Origin of the sequence: Pseudomonas sp. GWSMS-1 (assembly GCF_049847425.1) — a bacterium.
GTDB lineage: Bacteria > Pseudomonadota > Gammaproteobacteria > Pseudomonadales > Pseudomonadaceae > Aquipseudomonas.
On sequence record NZ_JBMHHV010000003.1, the window covers coordinates 22160 to 39913 of the forward strand.

Annotated in this window: 11 protein-coding genes, 1 other RNA gene and 1 pseudogene; 5 read left to right on the forward strand and 8 right to left on the reverse strand. The window is 57.8% G+C overall.

The window, feature by feature from the left end:
• Positions 1-118: 118 nt before the first annotated feature.
• Positions 119-334, forward strand: coding sequence for an AlpA family transcriptional regulator (locus tag ACEPAJ_RS00975; RefSeq protein ID WP_274086279.1), 216 nt, complete (start codon positions 119-121; stop codon positions 332-334).
• Positions 335-379: 45 nt separating this feature from the next.
• Positions 380-559, forward strand: coding sequence for a hypothetical protein (locus ACEPAJ_RS00980; RefSeq protein ID WP_425912991.1), 180 nt, complete (start codon positions 380-382; stop codon positions 557-559).
• 62 nt (positions 560-621) lie between these two features.
• On the opposite strand, the gene ACEPAJ_RS00985 is transcribed toward ACEPAJ_RS00980, so the two are convergent.
• Complete coding sequence (locus ACEPAJ_RS00985; protein WP_425912992.1) at positions 622-960, reverse strand: inositol monophosphatase family protein; 339 nt, start codon at positions 958-960, stop codon at positions 622-624.
• A gap of 221 nt (positions 961-1181) precedes the next feature.
• Here ACEPAJ_RS00985 and istA point away from each other — a divergent pair, with 221 nt between their 5' ends.
• Positions 1182-2681 (forward strand): IS21 family transposase, encoded by a 1500-nt coding sequence (gene istA, locus ACEPAJ_RS00990; protein ID WP_425913533.1) that lies wholly within the window; start codon positions 1182-1184, stop codon positions 2679-2681.
• Positions 2674-3477: an IS21-like element ISPst3 family helper ATPase IstB gene (istB, locus tag ACEPAJ_RS00995; protein ID WP_425912994.1), complete on the forward strand. Its 804-nt coding sequence runs from the start codon at positions 2674-2676 to the stop codon at positions 3475-3477. The genes istA and istB overlap by 8 nt, the downstream gene beginning before the upstream one ends.
• A 195-nt stretch (positions 3478-3672) precedes the next feature.
• Here istB and ACEPAJ_RS01000 read toward each other — a convergent pair whose 3' ends face one another.
• From ACEPAJ_RS01000 to ssrA, 4 genes and pseudogenes are all read right to left on the reverse strand, one after another.
• Positions 3673-5211, reverse strand: a complete 1539-nt coding sequence (locus tag ACEPAJ_RS01000) for an IS3 family transposase (protein WP_100773587.1) — start codon at positions 5209-5211, stop codon at positions 3673-3675.
• Positions 5212-5264: 53 nt separating this feature from the next.
• Positions 5265-6854, reverse strand: a pseudogene (gene hsdR, locus ACEPAJ_RS01005) (EcoAI/FtnUII family type I restriction enzme subunit R); the annotation flags it as partial.
• A 961-nt stretch (positions 6855-7815) separates the two neighbouring features.
• Positions 7816-9990 carry a recombinase XerD gene (locus tag ACEPAJ_RS01010; RefSeq protein ID WP_425912995.1) on the reverse strand — a complete coding sequence of 725 codons (2175 nt, stop codon included), beginning with the start codon at positions 9988-9990 and terminating at the stop codon, positions 7816-7818.
• 99 nt (positions 9991-10089) lie between these two features.
• Positions 10090-10480, reverse strand: a transfer-messenger RNA (tmRNA) gene (ssrA, locus tag ACEPAJ_RS01015).
• Positions 10481-10626: 146 nt separating this feature from the next.
• On the opposite strand from ssrA, the gene ACEPAJ_RS01020 reads away from it, so the two are divergent.
• The gene (locus ACEPAJ_RS01020; RefSeq protein ID WP_425912997.1) at positions 10627-13173 is read left to right on the forward strand and encodes a sensor histidine kinase; all 2547 of its coding nucleotides are present in this window, start codon (positions 10627-10629) and stop codon (positions 13171-13173) included.
• A 52-nt stretch (positions 13174-13225) separates the two neighbouring features.
• Here the strand turns inward: ACEPAJ_RS01020 and ACEPAJ_RS01025 are convergent, their stop codons facing one another.
• From ACEPAJ_RS01025 to lldD, 3 genes are all read right to left on the reverse strand, one after another.
• Positions 13226-13471: a hypothetical protein gene (locus tag ACEPAJ_RS01025; protein ID WP_425912998.1), complete on the reverse strand. Its 246-nt coding sequence runs from the start codon at positions 13469-13471 to the stop codon at positions 13226-13228.
• Positions 13472-13551: 80 nt separating this feature from the next.
• Positions 13552-16359 (reverse strand): FAD-binding and (Fe-S)-binding domain-containing protein, encoded by a 2808-nt coding sequence (locus ACEPAJ_RS01030; protein ID WP_425913000.1) that lies wholly within the window; start codon positions 16357-16359, stop codon positions 13552-13554.
• Between the two features lie 196 nt (positions 16360-16555).
• Positions 16556-17701, reverse strand: coding sequence for an FMN-dependent L-lactate dehydrogenase LldD (gene lldD, locus ACEPAJ_RS01035; RefSeq protein WP_425913001.1), 1146 nt, complete (start codon positions 17699-17701; stop codon positions 16556-16558).
• Positions 17702-17754: the final 53 nt, after the last annotated feature.

Genomic DNA, 17754 nt, shown 5'->3' on the forward strand with positions numbered 1-17754 from the left:
AAAAAACCAGATAGCCAATAGGCTCACAATTTCCATTTAAGATCACAGGCAGGCTGGGCCCACTAGCTGGCAGGTTCAAATCCCTTTCTTCCCCCTAAGCTGATCGAGAAAATTGCTTGTGCGAATTATCCGCCTGAAAGAAGTCATCTACTCGACCGGCCTAGCCAGATCGACCCTCTACAAGTACATCGGTGAGGGCACTTTCCCGAAGTCAGTCTCGTTAGGCGACCGTTCCGTCGGCTGGATCGACACCGAGGTACAGGAGTGGATCCTGGCAAGGATAGAAGATCGCGATAAGTGCGACGTTACTGATGGGGATGTCACGTTTAGTTAGAGCTGCTCGCCAACACAGTCTAGTTTTCAACCTGTAGGAGGCGTTATGGAGACAGAGTATGAGCAGCTTGTTCGTGTGAAGCGTGAGCGTCAACAGGCGCGTTCAATTTATAGCGCTTCATTAATTGACGCGAAGCGCGAAGAAGATAGACGGTGCATTCTTGAGGCCTGGAAGAAGCTGCCATTAAAGATGAAAAGCCACCGTCCCTTTGATGGTGAGTTTTAAAAGCAGCAAACGAATAGTCCTGATGGAAGCTTCTAATCAAGACTAACTGTGGCCGAGCAAGGCTAGCTAAATACCTTGCTCCAGTTCCGGCGTATAAGTGCCTGGCAGGCTTCTGCAGTGCCGCCAAAGCATTTCCGGGAGACAGTTTGCATGCTGACTTCTGTGGCATACGTAATGCCGATGCCATCTTGATCGACTAGCACTCCGCCGGCACCAATTAGCAGCGCATGACCGGCAGCCACGTCGTGCGCTGATACGGGTACAAGTGATACACCTGCATCCCCATCCCCCGCTGCTACTCGTGCCAGTCGATAGGCGATGCTGGGCATCGCAACAAAACTACCGGGGGAACATAATTCTGAATTGAGCTCGGGCTTGCCTTTTGCTGCGGTACTAACCATGACTTTGCTGCTTTGATTCCATTCCTTACGGGGAAGAGTTGCTGTTACCGGTTTTCCATTTCGCAGTAAGGTTGGCGAACCTTTGGCCCACGAGATGCAGTCAGGTTGTTGCTGCTGACCGAAAACTGACCCAGTAGAGGCTGTTCTGCCGACTGAAAACTGACCCAGGTGTTCAACTGCTTCTGCTCAATTTTTGAGCAGGAGAACACAGGGTGATCAGTATGGAAATGATGGGCAAAATTCGCCGGATGTATTTCCGCGACAAGCTGTCGCTGCATGAGATAGCCAAGCGCACCGGGTTGGCGCGCAACACGATTCGCAAGTGGGTCAGAGCACCTGAGGCCAAGCCGCCGGTCTACCAACGCCGCGCGATCTTCAACAAACTCAGCCCTTTTCACGCCACGCTGGAGCAGGCGCTAAAAGCCGATTCGCTGCGGCCCAAGCAACAGCGGCGCAGTGTCAAGGCGCTGTTGGCGCAAATCAAAGCCGAAGGTTATGACGGTGGCTACAGCCAGCTCACCGCGTTTATCCGTGCCTGGCGAGGGGGACAGGGCAAGGCGTCGCAGGCCTTTGTGCCGCTGACCTTTGCTCTTGGCGAGGCGTTTCAGTTTGACTGGAGCGAGGAAGGCTTGCTGGTCGGCGGCATTTACCGGCGTATGCAGGTGGCACATCTGAAGCTGTGTGCCAGCCGTGCGTTCTGGCTTGTGGCGTATCCGAGCCAGGGCCATGAGATGTTATTTGACGCCCATACACGCTCGTTCGGCTCCTTGGGCGGCGTGCCGCGCCGGGGCATCTACGACAACATGAAGACCGCCGTCGACAAGGTCAATAAGGGCAAAGGCCGGGCGGTGAATGCGCGCTTTGCGGTGATGTGCGCGCATTACCTGTTCGATCCGGACTTCTGCAACGTCGCCGCTGGTTGGGAAAAGGGCATCGTTGAAAAGAACGTGCAAGACAGCCGCAGGCGTATCTGGCTAGACGCCCAGGACTGTCAGTTTCACTCCTTCGAGGAACTCAATGCCTGGCTGGGCCAGCGCTGCCGCGCGCTTTGGAACGAGCTGACGCACCCTCAATACAGCGGGCTGAGTGTGGCCGAGGTACTGGAGTTGGAGCGCGCCGAACTGATGCCTATGCCCGCGGCCTTCGACGGTTACGTCGAGCGGCCTGCGCGGGTCTCCAGCACCTGCCTGGTCAGCGTCGGGCGCAACCGCTACTCGGTGCCGTGTGAGTACGCGGGTAAGTGGGTCAGCAGCCGTTTGTATCCGACGCGAATCGAGGTGGTGGCTGACGACGCGCTGATCGCCAGCCATGTCCGCTTGCTGGATCGCGACCAGGTCAGCTATGACTGGCAGCACTACATCCCGCTGATTGAGCGCAAGCCCGGCGCGCTGCGCAACGGAGCGCCCTTTACTGATCTGCCAGCGCCGCTGCGTCAGCTTAAGCACGGCCTGGGGCGTCATGCCGGCGGTGACCGGATCATGGCGCAAGTCCTGGCTGCCGTACCGGTCGCCGGACTCGATGCCGTGCTGGTAGCCGTTGAGCTGGTACTGGAGAGCGGCAGCCTGAGCGCCGAACACATCCTCAATGTCGTGGCACGGCTGACAGCATCCGAACCACCACCCAGCGTCGAAACCCACTTGTCGCTCAAGGAAGCCCCCGTCGCTAACACGGCGCGCTACGACCGCCTGCGTGGCCAGGCCGAGGAGGTCGGTCATGCGTGATTTGATGGTGGAACTCAAGGAGCTGCGCCTGCACGGCATGGCCACGGCCTGGGCGGAGTTAACTGCACAGGGTGAGTCGAACACAGCCTCGTCCAAGTGGCTGCTCGAACACCTGCTGGAACAAGAGCACACAGATCGCGCCATGCGCTCGGTGAGCCACCAGATGAACATGGCCAAGCTGCCGATGCACCGCGATCTGGCCAGCTTCGATTTCAACGCCTCTAGCGCCGACGCACGCCTGATCAGCGAGCTGGCCAGCCTGGCCTTTACCGACACCGCGCAGAACGTGGTGCTGATCGGTGGGCCAGGCACCGGTAAAACCCACCTAGCCACCGCGCTGGCCGTGTCCGGCATCACCCGGCACGGTAAGCGCGTGCGCTTCTACTCCACGGTCGATCTGGTCAATCTGCTGGAGCGCGAAAAACACGACGGCAAAGCCGGGCGGATCGCCCAGGCACTGCTGCGCATGGATCTGGTCATCCTCGACGAACTGGGTTATCTGCCGTTCAGCCAGGCTGGCGGTGCGTTGCTGTTTCACCTGCTGTCCAAGCTGTACGAACACACCAGCGTGGTGATCACCACCAACCTGAGCTTCGCCGAATGGTCGAGCGTGTTCGGCGACGCCAAGATGACCACCGCCCTGCTGGATCGGCTGACCCACCACTGCCACATCGTCGAAACCGGTAACGAGTCCTATCGCCTGCAACACAGTAGCTTGGCGGCCCAGGCCAAGATCAAATCACGGGAGCGAAAGCGTAAGGGCGGCCAAGAACCGGAGGACGATGAGCCGTTCTGATTTCATGGCGACGACGGCCTGCTACATGGCTGCGTGTGGCAGGTCTTAAACAACTGAACTGGGCTAGCGAAGGAGTGGGGGCAACAGCAGCTGCGCTGGTAGACTTATCCACAGTTGCTGGTAACAAAATCAGCAATCCGCCCTGGGTCAAATTTCAATCGGCAGGGTGGGGATGCGGACAAAAACTTGGACTGGTTATGCCGCGAAGCCCAGGCTTTCACGATACTCAATGGGACTGAGCGCGCCGAGGGAAATCTTTATACGTTTTTCGTTGTACCAGCGAATGTATGAATCCAAGGCCTGAATGAACTGCTCGATGCTCGTTGACTGCCAGTTGCGAGGATAGAACAGCTCCGTTTTCAGTCGGCCGAAGAAACCTTCACAAGCCGCGTTGTCAGGTGAGCAGCCTTTGCGCGACATCGAACGAATCAGCTTCGCATCAGCGATGCGCGATAACCAGCCGGGCCAGCGGTAGTGAGCGCCACGATCGGAGTGAACAACAGGCCGTTTATCGTTGCTGACCACCGTTTCGACAGCGGCATCCAGCATCGTGTTCACAAGCTCGGCATCGGGACGCGTGCCGATCGACCAACTGATGACCTTCCCATCGAAGCAGTCGATCATGGGGGACAGGTACACCTTGCCGGCCGGGATCTGGAACTCCGAGATGTCGGTCAGCCATTTCTCATTCGGAGCTAGGGCCGTGAAGTCGCGGTTGAGGAGGTTTTCCGGCGCCGGACTGATCTCCCCGAGGTAGGAACCGTATCGACGCCGTTTCGGCTTGGCGACGACTAGGCACTCCTCCTTCATCAAGCGCTGCACCACCTTCTCTGAAAGGCGCACACGCTGCCTGCTCAACGAAGCTTGCATCCGACGGTAGCCATAGCAACGATGATTGCGCTCGAATATGTCCGCCATGGCACGACGCACTTCGGTGTACTTTTCCGCGACCTGCATTCGGGCTCGATGATAGAAATAGGAGCTTCGGGCCAAGCTCAGTGCTTCAAGCAGCTCTGACAAGGAGTATGTCTGCCTCAGGGCATCAGCCAGCAATGTCTTCTCCCGATTGGTCAGGACTTGCCGGTTGATGCCCGTCTCTTTTTTTATGAGTTCATTCGCCCTCATCAACAGGTCATGTTCAAGCTGCAAACGGCGAACATTGAGCTGGAGAGATTCGAGTTGCCGCTGCAACTCCTCTCGTTCCGGTGACCATGAGGGTTCAAGCCGACACTTCATGGATGGGGATACCTCTGGGCCGAGTAGCTGGTTTTTCCAGTTGTACAAGGTCGGCCTGCACACGCCCAGCTTTTGAGCCAGGGCTTTCGCACTTTCTTTTCGCGTGCACAGCGCGATGACGGCTGCCTGCTTCACCGCTGGCGGCCGGGCTAACCCGTCTGATCGACCGACAATACGCGTATGCAACTCGGGGTGCATTTCGTAAATCCAGGCACGCAACGAATCCCGCGCGGGGTAGCCCAACGCCTTGATGGTAGCGGCGATGTTGCGACCGTATTCGAGATAGTGCCCGACAGCCTTTTCCCTTTGGGCCAGTGAGTACTTCGACTTCGAGTTCTCGTAGCCACGCGGCAGGTCGAGGCATCGCTCATACTCTGCGTGCCAGCTCTTCAAAGAGTTCTTCGTCGGGTAGCCCAACTGACGAATAGTTGCCCCGGTTCGCTTGCCCAGTTTGATGTAGAGCTTGACCGCTCGGATACGGTCTTCGTATGAGTACATGAACTACCTCCAGGTAGTCCAAGATTTCCGCCGCATCCCCGGTGGGTCAATTTTCCATCAGCGCCAACACCCCCACCTTCACCTGGGCCTGCAGTTGAGCCTGATCCTGTTGAGGGCTCTCCGGCATCAGAGCCTTCATTATCAGTGCCTTCCTCAGCATTAAACTCATCGTCGAAGTCTGGGTTATCTGGATCAAGGATTTTGTCAGGTGGCGTCACCATGATCTTCTCGGGGATACCGTCGAAGCGCTCATCGGCGAACAACTCGGTGGCTTTTTTAAAGTCGAGAATGGTGAACCAGAGTTTGTTGTACTTATCGTTAATGCGGGTACCGCGACCGATGATCTGCTTGAACTTGGTCATGGACAGTATTGTTTGATCCAGCACGATCAATTTGCAGGTTTGCGCATCAACGCCAGTGCTCATCAGCTCGGAGGTGGTGGCAATTACTGGATAGGGACGCTTGGGGTTAATAAAGTTATCCAGTTGGGCCTTACCGATCTCGTCATCACCAGTGATTTTCATCACGTACTTTTCGTTCTTGGCGACCTGCTCTGGATTAAGGTTAACCAGCATACGGCGCATGCGCTCGGCGTGATCTATGTCGTTACAGAAGACGATGGTCTTGGCCATTGGGTCGGTGCGCTTGAGGTAAGCGGTAATGGTTTTTGCGACCAGTTGGGTGCGCTCGTCGATTACCATGACTCGGTCGAAGTCTTTCTGATTGTAGATGCGGTCTTTGATGAGTTGACCATTTTGATCGAGCTGGCCCTTGGTGGGACGCCAGCCTTGCAGGTCGACATCCAGATCCACCCGCACCACCTTGTAGGGGGCAAGGAAGCCGTCCTCGATGCCTTCTTTTAGGGAGTAGGTGTAAACCGGCTCGTTGAAGTAGTCGATGTTTGAGACCTCTTCAGTCTCTTTGGGGGTGGCCGTGAGGCCTATCTGTGTGGCTGAGCCAAAGTATTCGAGGATTTCGCGCCAGGCGCTGTCATCCGCTGCGCTGCCACGGTGGCACTCGTCAATAACGATCAGATCAAAGAAGTCGGGATCAACCTGTTTGTAGGCCTTCTGCGATTCCTCTGGGCCGGTGATGGCTTGATAGAGAGCCAGGTGTATCTCGTAGGCAGGGTCGACGGTGCGGCCAGTGACCTTAGTCATAGCCGGGCCAAACGGCTGGAAATCGTTGATACGGGTTTGGTCGACCAGAATATTGCGGTCGGCCAAAAACAAAATGCGCTTCTTTTTTTGCGCCTTCCACAGGCGCCAGATGATCTGAAACGCGGTGTAAGTCTTACCGGTGCCAGTGGCCATCACCAGCAGGATGCGATCTTGCCCTGCAGATACGGCTTCTAGCGTTTTGTTGATGGCTTGCAGCTGGTAGTAGCGTGGCGCTTTACCGCTGCCGTCGTCGTAGTAGTCCTGGGTGATAATGGGCAGTTGAGCCTCGGTGTAACCCTTCCAGGCACAGTATTTCTGCCATAGGGTCTCGGGACTGGGGAAGTCTGCCAGGGCTATCTCACTCTCTAACTGGCCGCCATTTGCCAATGCGGTTTTGTCGTGAAAGACAAAGCCGTCACCGTTGCTGGCAAATACGAAAGGTACGTCCAGCAGGCGGGCGTAATCCAGCCCTTGCTGCATGCCTTTGTGCGCATCTCACACGGACGTGCGCCTAAGTAATAAGCCAGGACAACGCATAGTGCTTCGTCGTAAAAGTCATGAGCGCGTAAGTGCACAACGAGCTGCCAGAAGTCATCATCGGAGACGGTGCGGACTCCCTTCTGTTTGGGTTTGCGCGGTAACTCTGAACCTGGTGCCGTGACCGGATTTATCAGCGCCCGAACGGCTTGTGCCGCTTTAAGGTTGCCTTGGGCGAGCTGGTCATTCAGTAGCGCGCTTTTGAGTGTGCTGAACGAGTTAGGCTGGAGCTCGTGAGCACGCGCAAGCAAAGCCGTACAGATCTGCGCTGAATTCGGTGTGTTTGATCCGCAGTACTTACGGTAAAAATTGCGTGCTCTGGTTTGGTACTTCTTGAGGGTGGTCTGGTGCATGGCTGTCGTCTCTTATTATTTTTTTGATGACAAAAGCAGCCGCATTCGCGAATTGGCGTTGGCTCAGTTCAAACTTCACTGAAACGCACTACGCATTCGCTTCGTGCATTTCTCGTTACGTCTGAACTGCTCCAACGCCCCCATACTCGCGCCGCGAGTATGGGGTTGCGCGCTCTTACTCACGCGACACACCTTCATCTACATTCAGCGTGCCGGTGGAGCAAGAGCGCGCACAAGCGGTTTGTCATCAAAAAATAAAAGCAGCCAGCGCGCAGCGCTGAACGAGCGAGTAGGCGATACCCAAGGGTATCGTAGGGAGGGGCAAAGCTAGAAAGGCTGGCCACTACACTCAAAGTCGGTTATTCGTATTTAAGTTAAATATATGATTTATATGTATTTTGTGTGGTTAATATAACCGAAAAAGCAGTGCCCGGGCGGGCGCTGTAAGTGCCCATTCTGGCATTCGTATCGCCCAATTGGGCCCCGTAAGTACCTACCCAGGCTCTACTTTTGTATGCCCTAGTACTCTTGCGATACTAGAGGTGTATCGCATGTCATACCCCCGTCGTATCGCATCCGGTATTGCGACACTCAATGTGTATCGCACTGTCGTTTTGCGATACGACCCGAGTGTCGCATTCGTGCTCTGTCATATGCCCTCCGTGTTGCATTGCTATGTGCCCTGGCGAAAGATCCCCGTAAGTGTGAATGTTTTCAAAAAGCGGTGCTGTCAGATTGTTTTCAGCGGCTATTAACCGTTGCTGATGAAAGTCGAGAAAGCCAGCTTCCAAGAGTACTTTGTGCAGCGGCACTAGGCGTTCAGAGTCAGCAGTTTTCAACTGTCTTGCACCCGTGCGACTGATGCTGATGACCCAGGTGCCGAGTTCTTCGTGGATATCGCCTAGACGCAATTGGCAAAGCTCACTGAGCCGTGCACCGCTGTACAGCCCAAGAACTGGCAGCCAGAACCGGTAGTCATCCAGGCGCCAGCGTGGCGGTTCTGTGAGCGAGTACACCGGGCCAGTTAACAGCTTCTCAACCTGTACCGGGCTATAGGTGCGCTTCCTGGGAGAGTCCGCACCCTTGGTACTAAATGTCAGCCCAGCTGTGATGTTCTCTTTCAGATAGCCCTGATCATGCGCATAGCCCATGAGCGCTCGGGCAAGCTCGAAGAACTTCTTCGCCGTGCGTGCGTTGATCGGTTCGTACTTGCCATCTTGAATGAGCTTGCTAAGCGGCTGATTTCGCGTTGCGCGCAAGCGATGGCGGTTCTTGGGATAGCCACGCAGCAGGTCACGCAGCGCATTAAATTCAGTGCGCGTCAGCGTCTCGATGCTGCGGTGGCCGCCAATGATTTCGGCCAACCCCTCTAGCCTTGCATGCATCGTGATCAGGGTGCGGGGATTCGACCAGGCGCCTTCCCGAATCTGACGCTCTTCGAACTCTTTAATCAGCCCTCCGAAATGAAGAGTGCCGGACTTGATGGGGGCGGGCGCAATGATGCAGTCATTACTCGCAGGCGTATTGAAGAGCTCCGCCAGTTTGGTCTTCTGCGCGTCAGGCAAAACACTGCTCAGTGCGCTAAGTAGCGCAAGCGTGCCGGGATCCTTCTGTGGACTGACAGATTCATGAACATCGAGCATTTCGGGCAAAGAGTGCATGGGCTCAGCTGGAATCACTGGCCCAAGTGTTCGCCTAATAAGGTCGCTGATTTCTTGCATAGCTTGTTCATAGGCATCCGCAGAGCTGCTCTCCACGAAGCTTTGCAGCAAAATTTTGTCGATCTGTGTGAGTGTGGCTTGCAACAATAGCATCGCGACAATGGGCGAGCTGGTCAGCAATTCGACGCGCATCTCCTTATCCTCAGCTGGCTTGTGCCTCAAGCGTGTATGCCGCAGTGGGATAACGATGCAGTACAGTCCGGAGTCCTCCTGGACCGTTTGGAAGCGATTGCAGAATTCGAGCATGCCGACTTTCAGTTTCTGCTGGTTCAGATAAAAACTCACTGAGTAAGCCGACTGGGGCAGGCCTGGCGGCACATGCAGCAAATGGCGCCCTTGGTCGGGACGGGCAAAACACAGGTATTCATAGAGCGACATCAGTGAGATTAGCGGATGCTCAGGCGTATAGCTGATCATCTCAAGAGACCGGATTTCCAGTGCGATGATCGCGTTGTAGATGTAAGTCGCAGCATTACTTGCGGCCTCCGGATCGCGTGTCCCAAGAGGCCAGTCGAAGCGAGTAAAGCCGATGTTGAGGACTGTCATCAGTCGTTTGCTGGGGAACAGAGAGAAATAAATCTCACCGCCCGGCTCTTCAGTGAAAAGTACCGGGTGCACCTTGCACTCTTTCATCATGCGCTCATAGCCGCGCGTCTGATCAGTCGAAGCCAGCTTTGAAGGCGAGGGGCGAATGGCCCAGACCCGATTAGTACTCGACAGGGTGTGCTTGATCTCGTCGTGAAACCTGCTGAGCTCACGGAGAATGAAATCCCCGCCGCGCTCCACGCGCTCTTCGTCGCATTTTTGCAGAAACTCTTGGAAATGCAGATTCAAGTGTTTCGTCAGGTCGCGCGCAAGCGCTTCGTCATTCCCGAGTGACCAGCGAATTTGTGCCGGAAGCTTAGGGTTGAGTGCAAAGTGCTTTGGGAAAGTGAGGTAATACTGAAAGCCAGTTTTGGCTTGGAAGACCAGGTGTGGGACACCTGTTTTGCTTTGGCGCTTGGACATAATGGCATACCTATTTGGATTCACAGAAGGACTGTGAGAAATCCAAAGCCATCAAATCAGTCCTGAAGCCCCCGTTCTAGAGAGCTCCAGGTAGGTATTTGGTGGAACCGGGGGGATTTGAACCCCCGTCCGCCAGTGTTCCGCTTTCGGTACTACATGCTTAGCCGTGTCTACTGAGTTAATCCGCAGCCGCCCGACGGGCAGGGTGCTTTGGACGAGTTGTGTAAGTTTTAGCCGCTTTGTCCACAACGTACTACGCGGCGATCCTGTTCTGCATGACAATCACTTCAGGTTTACAGGCATCCCCTAGTGATCGCTGGAGCCGAAGCTACCAGGAGGACTAGTCGCGCCGCTTACGCAGCGAGAGCGTAGCCCTCGTAGTTTTCGTCATTGGCAACTATAAAAGTTGCAACAGTGGATTTACGACTTCTGTTACCAAGTCGGCATGCACCTAGAGTTTCACTACCGGCGTCGAATCCTAATCGGTCCCAAAACTTGTGTTGCTGGTACTAGGAGAAGAGTCTACGCCAAAGGTTCAGCAGCGTCGACCCGGTAATTGCCGGGCGGACGTCGGCGTGTTTGCCGGCTATGATTGCCGCCTGCAGATCTGCTTTGTCTTTTGGATGAGACCCCCGTATGTCGCGCGCGTCAAGTTACCCTTTGCGTCAGTGGATTTGGCGCGCTTTTGTGCAGAGTGCGCTGATCCCGTTGATTTTGGTTGAGTCGGTGCTGATCGCGGTGTACCTGTTCAGCAATGCGGCGATTCGTGATGCGCAGATCGAGCATTTGCAGCAGAACGCCCTCGATGATTTATCGGCGGCAGTGGTGCGTGAGGTGCAGGTGATCGATGGTCGTCTGCGTTCGGTTGAGGCGCAGGTGCAGATCTTTCGTGATGCCGCCGCCAATGCCTTGGGGAACCTGGCGTTTCAGCCTGATGCGCTGGAGCGCCAGCGGCATGCATTGACGGATAGCGGGGTGTTTTACAGCCGCAGTGATGATGGCCGTGCGGCTTCCTTTTATGCCAACAGTACGCCGCTGGCCCAGCAGGATCACGCCAAGGCATTACGCCTGGCGCAGCTCGACCCGTTGATGCGCTCGATTCGGGCGGCCAACCCGCGCGTAGCAGCGGCCTATTTCAATACCTGGGACAGCTACAACCGCATCTATCCGTTCTTTATGACGCCCGAGCAGTATCCCCATGACATGGTGATACCCGATTACAACTTCTATTACCTGGCGGACGCTAAGCACAACCCCGAGCGCAAGGTGGCGTGGACTGAGGTCTATCTCGACCCCGCCGGCATGGGTTGGATGATATCGGCGGTAGCGCCGGTGTATCGCGGTGACTTCCTTGAGGGCGTGGTGGGCCTGGATATTACGGTTGGGCAGATGCTCGGCGAGATCGATGACCTGGATGTGCCCTGGCAAGGTTATGCCATGTTGGTCAGCCGTGATCACAACATCATGGCCTTGCCGAGTGCTGGCGAAACGGATTTTGGTCTGCGCGAGCTGACGGAATACTCCTATGCCGAAGCGGTGCGCCGTGAGGTGCTCAAACCCGAGGATTTCAACCTCGCCAAACGTGCAGAAATGCAGACACTGTTGCAGGCCATGGCGGCGGGGCAGGGCAATGTGCAGGAAGTGCTGCTGGGCGGGCGCAAACAGCTGATCGCCTGGAGTGAGATTCCGCAGACCGGCTGGCAACTGCTGTTGGTGGTCGATGAGGCGCGTATCTTCAGCGAGACCAATCGCCTGGCAGAGCATTACCTGCATATCGGCTACCTGCTGATCATCGGGTTGGCACTGTTTTACCTGCTGTTCTTTGCCCTGATGTGGTTGCGTTCGCGGCGCCTGAGCGAGCAATTGGTACAGCCGATTGATGGCATTGTCGGAATGATGCATGAGCTGGGCCGGGGTAACTATCGGCCTGCATCACCTAGCAGTCAGATCGACGAGCTGGCGAGCATGGCGGTGGCGGTTCAGCACACTGGTGAGCAGTTGCAGGCCAGTGAAACACAGCGCGTAGAGGCGCAGCGGATTCTCCAGCTGGTTTTGGAGAGCACCACGGAAAGCCTCTGGGAGGTTGATGCGCAAAGTTTGAGCATTAGCCTCAGCGAGCACTTCCTCAAACGTTTTGGTCTGACTCATCGAGAAATGAGTTTTAGTGAGTTCAACCAGCGTATACACCCCAATGATTTAGAACGTATTCGTCACTTGCGCCAGTTGTTTGCCTGCAGTGGTGAGGACGGGTTCGAAGCGGAGTACCGTTATGCCGATGCCCGCGGCGAATACGTCTGGCTGCTCAGTCGCGGTAAGGTGCTGGAGCGCGACAGTGAGGGGCGGGCGCTGCGCGTAGCCGGTACCCATGTCGATATCACCCGGCTCAAGCAGGTGCAGGAAGACTTGCGCGGCGCGAGCATCGATGCCCAGGCAGCGAGTCAGGCCAAGAGTCGGTTTCTGTCGAGCATGAGCCATGAGCTGCGTACGCCGCTCAATGCGATTTACGGCTTTGGCCAACTGATCGAGCTTGAAGTGCAAGACAAGCCTGAGGCCAAGCTAGAGGCCGATTACGCCCGTGAGATCGTCAATGCCAGCCGTCATCTGGCTTCATTGGTCGACGATATCCTCGACCTTTCAAGCATCGAGAGCCGCCAGCAGCAGCTCAAACTGCAGCCGGTAGAAGTCGGCGCGCTGCTGCATGGCTGCGCCGAGCTGGTGCAGCCGCAGGTGCAGCAGCGCCAACTGCAATTAGAGGTGCTGGCAGAAGCCGATGCGGGCTTGTACGTGCAGGCGGACATGCGACGGCTGCGTCAGGTGATGCTTAACCTGATCTCCAATGCGATCAAATACACCCCCTCGCAAGGGCTGATTCGCATGGGCTATGAGTTGCGCTCGGACTGCGTGCGGCTTTGGGTTGAGGATAACGGCGCCGGGCTTACGGCTGAGCAACAGGCTAATCTGTTTCAGCCATTCCAGCGTTTGGGCCGAGAGAACTCGAACATTCCTGGCACCGGTATCGGTTTGGTGTTGTGCCTCGAACTGGCCACGTTAATGGCCGGTGAGATGGGCTTTAGCAGCAGTGCGGGTATAGGCAGCCGTTTCTGGATTGACCTACCGGGCGCTGCGGTTCCGACGGAGCAGGATGCAGTGAGTGTCGAGACACTGTTTGCGCCCCCAAAATAGTGGGCGCGCTGCATGTGCTGAAGGCGTGCAGCCTGTTGGTTAATGACTCGGGCTATTCGCTGGCATCGAGCAATTGCAGGGCTTCACCCAATACCTTGACGGATTGGCTGTGATTACCGGCTTTGTGCAGGGCTTCGCCTTCGGTGCGCAGTTGCTGCACTTGTGCGAGTACTGTGGCATCGCTGGGCGGGTTGGTTTTCAGCAGCTCATCGATCTTGGCGATGTCCGCTGGGCAGTGCATGGCCCAGAGTGAGGTGCTGAGTAATGCGGTGGCAATAAAAGCGACTAAACGGCGCATGGTGGTGCTCCAGCAGCGGGGTAGGACTTTCAGTATAGAAAGCCCATGCCGGCAGACTGCGCCGTTGGTCTGCTTGGTGTTTAGGCCTTAGCGCGGCTGACCCGGTCCAGCAGATAGACCAGCCCGTGATAATCGATGCCGCCATGCTGGCTCAGGCCGATTTCGCAGGTGCGACTGGTGCTGATGCCTTCCTCGCAGTACTGCACGGCGGATTTCAGGCTGCGCAGGGCGTGGTCGTTCAGTTCGGGGGTGGTAAAGCCCTTGTCGCCGGCAAAGCCGCAGCAGTGGATGCCTTCGGGGATGACCACCTCAGTGGTGCAGCGCCGCACGATATCGATCAAGCCCTGCGCTTCACCCAGGTGTTGAGTGCTGCAGGTGACATGCACGGCCACCGGTTTTTTCTGCGCGGTGATGTCTAAGCGGTCGAGCAACTGCTCGCGGATAAATTTCACCGGGTCATGAAGTTTGAGCCGGCTGTCCAGGCCCTCTTCAAGCAGGCGCAGGGTGCACGGGCTGGTGTCGCAGTAAATCGGATCAAGGCCGCCGCGGCTGGCTTTGAGCAAGGCGTCGATCAGTTCCTGTTTTTTGCGCTCGGCCTGTTCGCTGTAGCCTTTGGATGCAAACGGCTGGCCGCAGCACAGGCTGTCCAGGTCCGCCGGGAACACCACCTGGAAGCCGCCTTTTTCCAGCAGTGCGCGGGTTTTGTCGAGCAGTGGCATTTGCTCGGCATCGGTGGCTGCTGGGCCCATGGCGCGGGACACACAGGCGGCCAGGTAAACCACTCGCGGGCGCGAGTCTTCGATGGCCGCCGGCAGTTGCAAGCGCTGCAGCGGTTGCGGCATGGCCGGGGTCCATTGCGGCACGCGACCCTGGCTGGCTTTGCTGATAGCGGCCGAGGTGCGGCTGAGCAGCGGCGCGCCCATCAGCAGGCGTGCGCCGTTGGCCACATGCAGCATGACGCGGGCGCCCTGCATGGTGCGGTGGAAGTTGTTCGCCAGCCAGTCGGCGCTGCGCTGCTTGTTGGCGTCACGGCCGCGCAACTGGCGCACCAGATCGCCGGTGTTGATCCCCACCGGGCAGCGCTGGGCGCACAGCCCGGTAGCCGCGCAGGTGTCGATGCCTTGGTACTGATAGGCCGCTTCCAGTTCGCGGGTATCGACCCCGGCGCGCTGTTTCGCCTGGATATCGCGCCAGATCACGATGCGCTGGCGCGGGCTCAGGGTCAGGCCCTTGGATGGGCAGACCGGTTCGCAGAAGCCGCATTCGATGCACTTGTCGACGATTTCATCGGCTGCCGGCAGTGGTTTGAGGTGTTTCAGGTGAATTTGTGGGTCATCCGACAGCACCACATCCGGGTTGAGGATGCCTTGCGGGTCGAGCAGGCGCTTGATTTGCCACATCAGCTGATAGGCTTCACTGCCCCATTCCAGCTCGACGAAGGGCGCCATATTGCGCCCGGTGCCGTGTTCGGCTTTCAACGAGCCGCCGAACTCCACGGCCACCAGCTGCGCGACGTCTTGCATAAAGGCTTCGTAACGGGCCTTCTCCACCTCGCTGTCAAAACCCTGGGTGAACACGAAGTGCAGGTTGCCTTCCAGGGCATGGCCGAAAATGATCGCTTCGTCGTAGCCGTGTTTATCGAACAGCACGAGCAGGCGATTGACGCCTTCGGCGAGTTGCTCGATGGGGAAGGTGACGTCTTCGATGATCACCGTGGTGCCGGTTTGACGCACCGCACCGACGGCGGGGAAGGTGTCCTTGCGGATCTTCCACAGCAGGTTGTAGACGGCCGGGTCTTCGCTGAAATCCACCTGCTTTTCCAGGGGGAAGTCGGCGATGGACGCCATGATCAGTTGCAGCTGTTCGTGCAGCAGGCTTTGGCTGGCCGCGCGCGATTCAATCAATAGGGCGCAAGCGCTATTGGACAGGCCCTTTACCCATTCAGGCATGCCGGGCTTGTCCTGTACCGAGCGCAGGCTGCGGCGATCCAGCAGCTCCACGGCAGACACCGGCTGTTGCTTGAGCACGGTCACCGCGCGGCAGCAGCTTTCGACATCGGGGAACACCAGCAGGGCGCTGGCCTTGTGCGGATGATCGGGCACGGTGTTGTAGGTCACCGCACTGATAAAGCCCAGGGTGCCTTCGGAGCCGACCATCAAGTGGCTAAGGATATCCAGCGGCTGATCGAAATCTACCAGGGCGTTGAGCGACAGCCCGGTGGTGTTTTTCAGCCGGTACTTATGGCGAATTTTCGCGGCCAGCGCGCTGTTGGCGCGGGTCTGTTTGCCCAGCTCGCCCAGTTGCGCGAGCAGCTCGGTGTGGGTGGCGAAAAAACGGGTGACGCTGAGTGGGTCTTCGCTGTCCAGCACTGTGCCATCGGCCAGTACCAGGCGGATGCCAGCCAGGGTGTGGTAAGTATTCTGCGCGGTACCGCAGCACATGCCACTGGCGTTGTTGGCGACGATGCCGCCGATTTTGCAGGCGTTGATCGACGCCGGATCGGGGCCGATTTTGCGCTGAAACGGCGCTAGCACGGCATTTGCCTGGGCACCGATAACGCCGGGTTGCAGGCGGATTTGCGTGCCTTCGCCACGGATTTCCCGACCGTTCCAGTTATCCCCCAGCACGATCAGGAGCGAGTCACTGATCGCTTGGCCGGACAAGCTGGTGCCGGCGGCGCGGAAGGTCACGGGCACCTCGTGCATGCCGGCCAGCTTGAGCAGCTCGACCACTTCCCGTTCCGCCTCGACGCGCACCACCAGCTTGGGGATCAGCCGGTAGAAGCTGGCATCGGTGCCGAAGGCCAGGGTCGACAGCGGATCATCGAAGCGCCGTTCAGCGGGGATCAGCTGCTGAACCTCGGTCAGGAAAGTGGCGGGCAGGCTCATGGGCACTCCGGGAATGGTCGGTTTGTGTGGCGCTATGCATGTGCCGAGCGGGTTGGGCGCAGCACACACTCAGGGCTGATGACGATGCAGTGGTGCCGTCCCCCACCACGCGGCAGATAGTTCACCGCCGGTGGGTGACCGGGCACACATGCCGCGGCGAGCGTTTAAGTGCGCTCGCGCACCTTACAAGACTGGGTTAGCAGCCCAGTTCGCGCACCAGGGAGTCGGCGCTGATCTCGCTGATCGATTTGGCCCCGGTCAACACCATGGCCACGCGCATTTCTTTTTCAATCAAGTCCAGCAGGTTGCTTACGCCTGCCTGGCCGGCAACGGCCAGGGCGTAGATAAAGGCGCGACCGAGCAGCACTGTGTCGGCGCCCAGGGCAATCATGCGCACTACATCTAGGCCGGTGCGGATGCCGGAGTCGGCGAGAATCGCCAAGTCACCTTTGACGGCATCGGCAATCGCCGGCATCGCGCGGGCGCTCGACAACACGCCATCCAGCTGGCGACCACCGTGGTTGGAGACAACGATGCCGTCGGCCCCGAAGCTCACGGCGTCCTTGGCGTCCTGCGGGTCGAGAATGCCTTTGATGACCATCGGGCCGTCCCAGAATTCACGAATCCACTCTAGGTCTTTCCAGGAGATCGACGGGTCGAAGTTGTTGCCCAGCCAACCGATGTAGTCCGCCAAACCGGTGGGGTTGCCGCGATAGGTGGAGATATTGCCCAAGTCATGAGGCTTGCCCATCAGGCCAACATCCCAGGCCCATTGCGGATGGGTCACGGCTTGCAGCATGCGGCGCAGCGGGGCATTCGGGCCGCTCATGCCGGAATGGGCATCGCGGTAGCGCGCGCCGGGCACGGGCATGTCCACGGTGAACACCAGGGTGGTCACGCCGGCAGCTTTGGCGCGCTCCAGGGCGTTTTTCATAAAGCCGCGGTCTTTCAGCACATACAGCTGGAACCACATCGGCCGACTGATGGCCGGTGCGACTTCTTCAATCGGGCACACCGAGACGGTGGACAGGGTAAAAGGAATGCCCTTGGCCGCTGCGGCCTTGGCGGCCTGCACCTCACCGCGCCGGGCGTACATGCCGGTCAGGCCAACCGGGGCCAGGGCCACCGGCATGCTCAGGGTTTCGTTGAACAGGCGGGTTTCCAGGCTCAGTTCCGACATGTTGCGCAGCACGCGCTGACGCAGGGCAATATCCGCCAGGTCGGACACGTTGCGCTTGAGCGTGTGTTCGGCATACGCGCCGCCGTCGAGGTAGTGAAACAGAAACGGCGGCAGCCGGCGTTGGGCGGCGGCGCGGTAGTCGGTGGAGGCAGAAATGATCATGGATTCACCCAGGTGGGAAAGGGTTGTTACAACGCCTAGGGCGCGCTGTGTCG

Bases quoted from the DNA above. Each gene is read 5' to 3' on its own strand.
- istA (WP_425913533.1), top strand. From the start codon at position 1,182: ATGGAAATGATGGGCAAAATTCGCCGGATGTATTTCCGCGACAAGCTG.
- ACEPAJ_RS00985 (WP_425912992.1), bottom strand. From the start codon at position 960: ATGGTTAGTACCGCAGCAAAAGGCAAGCCCGAGCTCAATTCAGAATTA.
- lldD (WP_425913001.1), bottom strand. From the start codon at position 17,701: ATGATCATTTCTGCCTCCACCGACTACCGCGCCGCCGCCCAACGCCGG.
- ACEPAJ_RS01010 (WP_425912995.1), bottom strand. From the start codon at position 9,990: ATGTCCAAGCGCCAAAGCAAAACAGGTGTCCCACACCTGGTCTTCCAA.
- ACEPAJ_RS01025 (WP_425912998.1), bottom strand. From the start codon at position 13,471: ATGCGCCGTTTAGTCGCTTTTATTGCCACCGCATTACTCAGCACCTCA.
- ACEPAJ_RS01030 (WP_425913000.1), bottom strand. From the start codon at position 16,359: ATGAGCCTGCCCGCCACTTTCCTGACCGAGGTTCAGCAGCTGATCCCC.
- istB (WP_425912994.1), top strand. From the start codon at position 2,674: ATGCGTGATTTGATGGTGGAACTCAAGGAGCTGCGCCTGCACGGCATG.
- ACEPAJ_RS01000 (WP_100773587.1), bottom strand. From the start codon at position 5,211: ATGTACTCATACGAAGACCGTATCCGAGCGGTCAAGCTCTACATCAAA.
- ACEPAJ_RS01020 (WP_425912997.1), top strand. From the start codon at position 10,627: ATGTCGCGCGCGTCAAGTTACCCTTTGCGTCAGTGGATTTGGCGCGCT.
- ACEPAJ_RS00980 (WP_425912991.1), top strand. From the start codon at position 380: ATGGAGACAGAGTATGAGCAGCTTGTTCGTGTGAAGCGTGAGCGTCAA.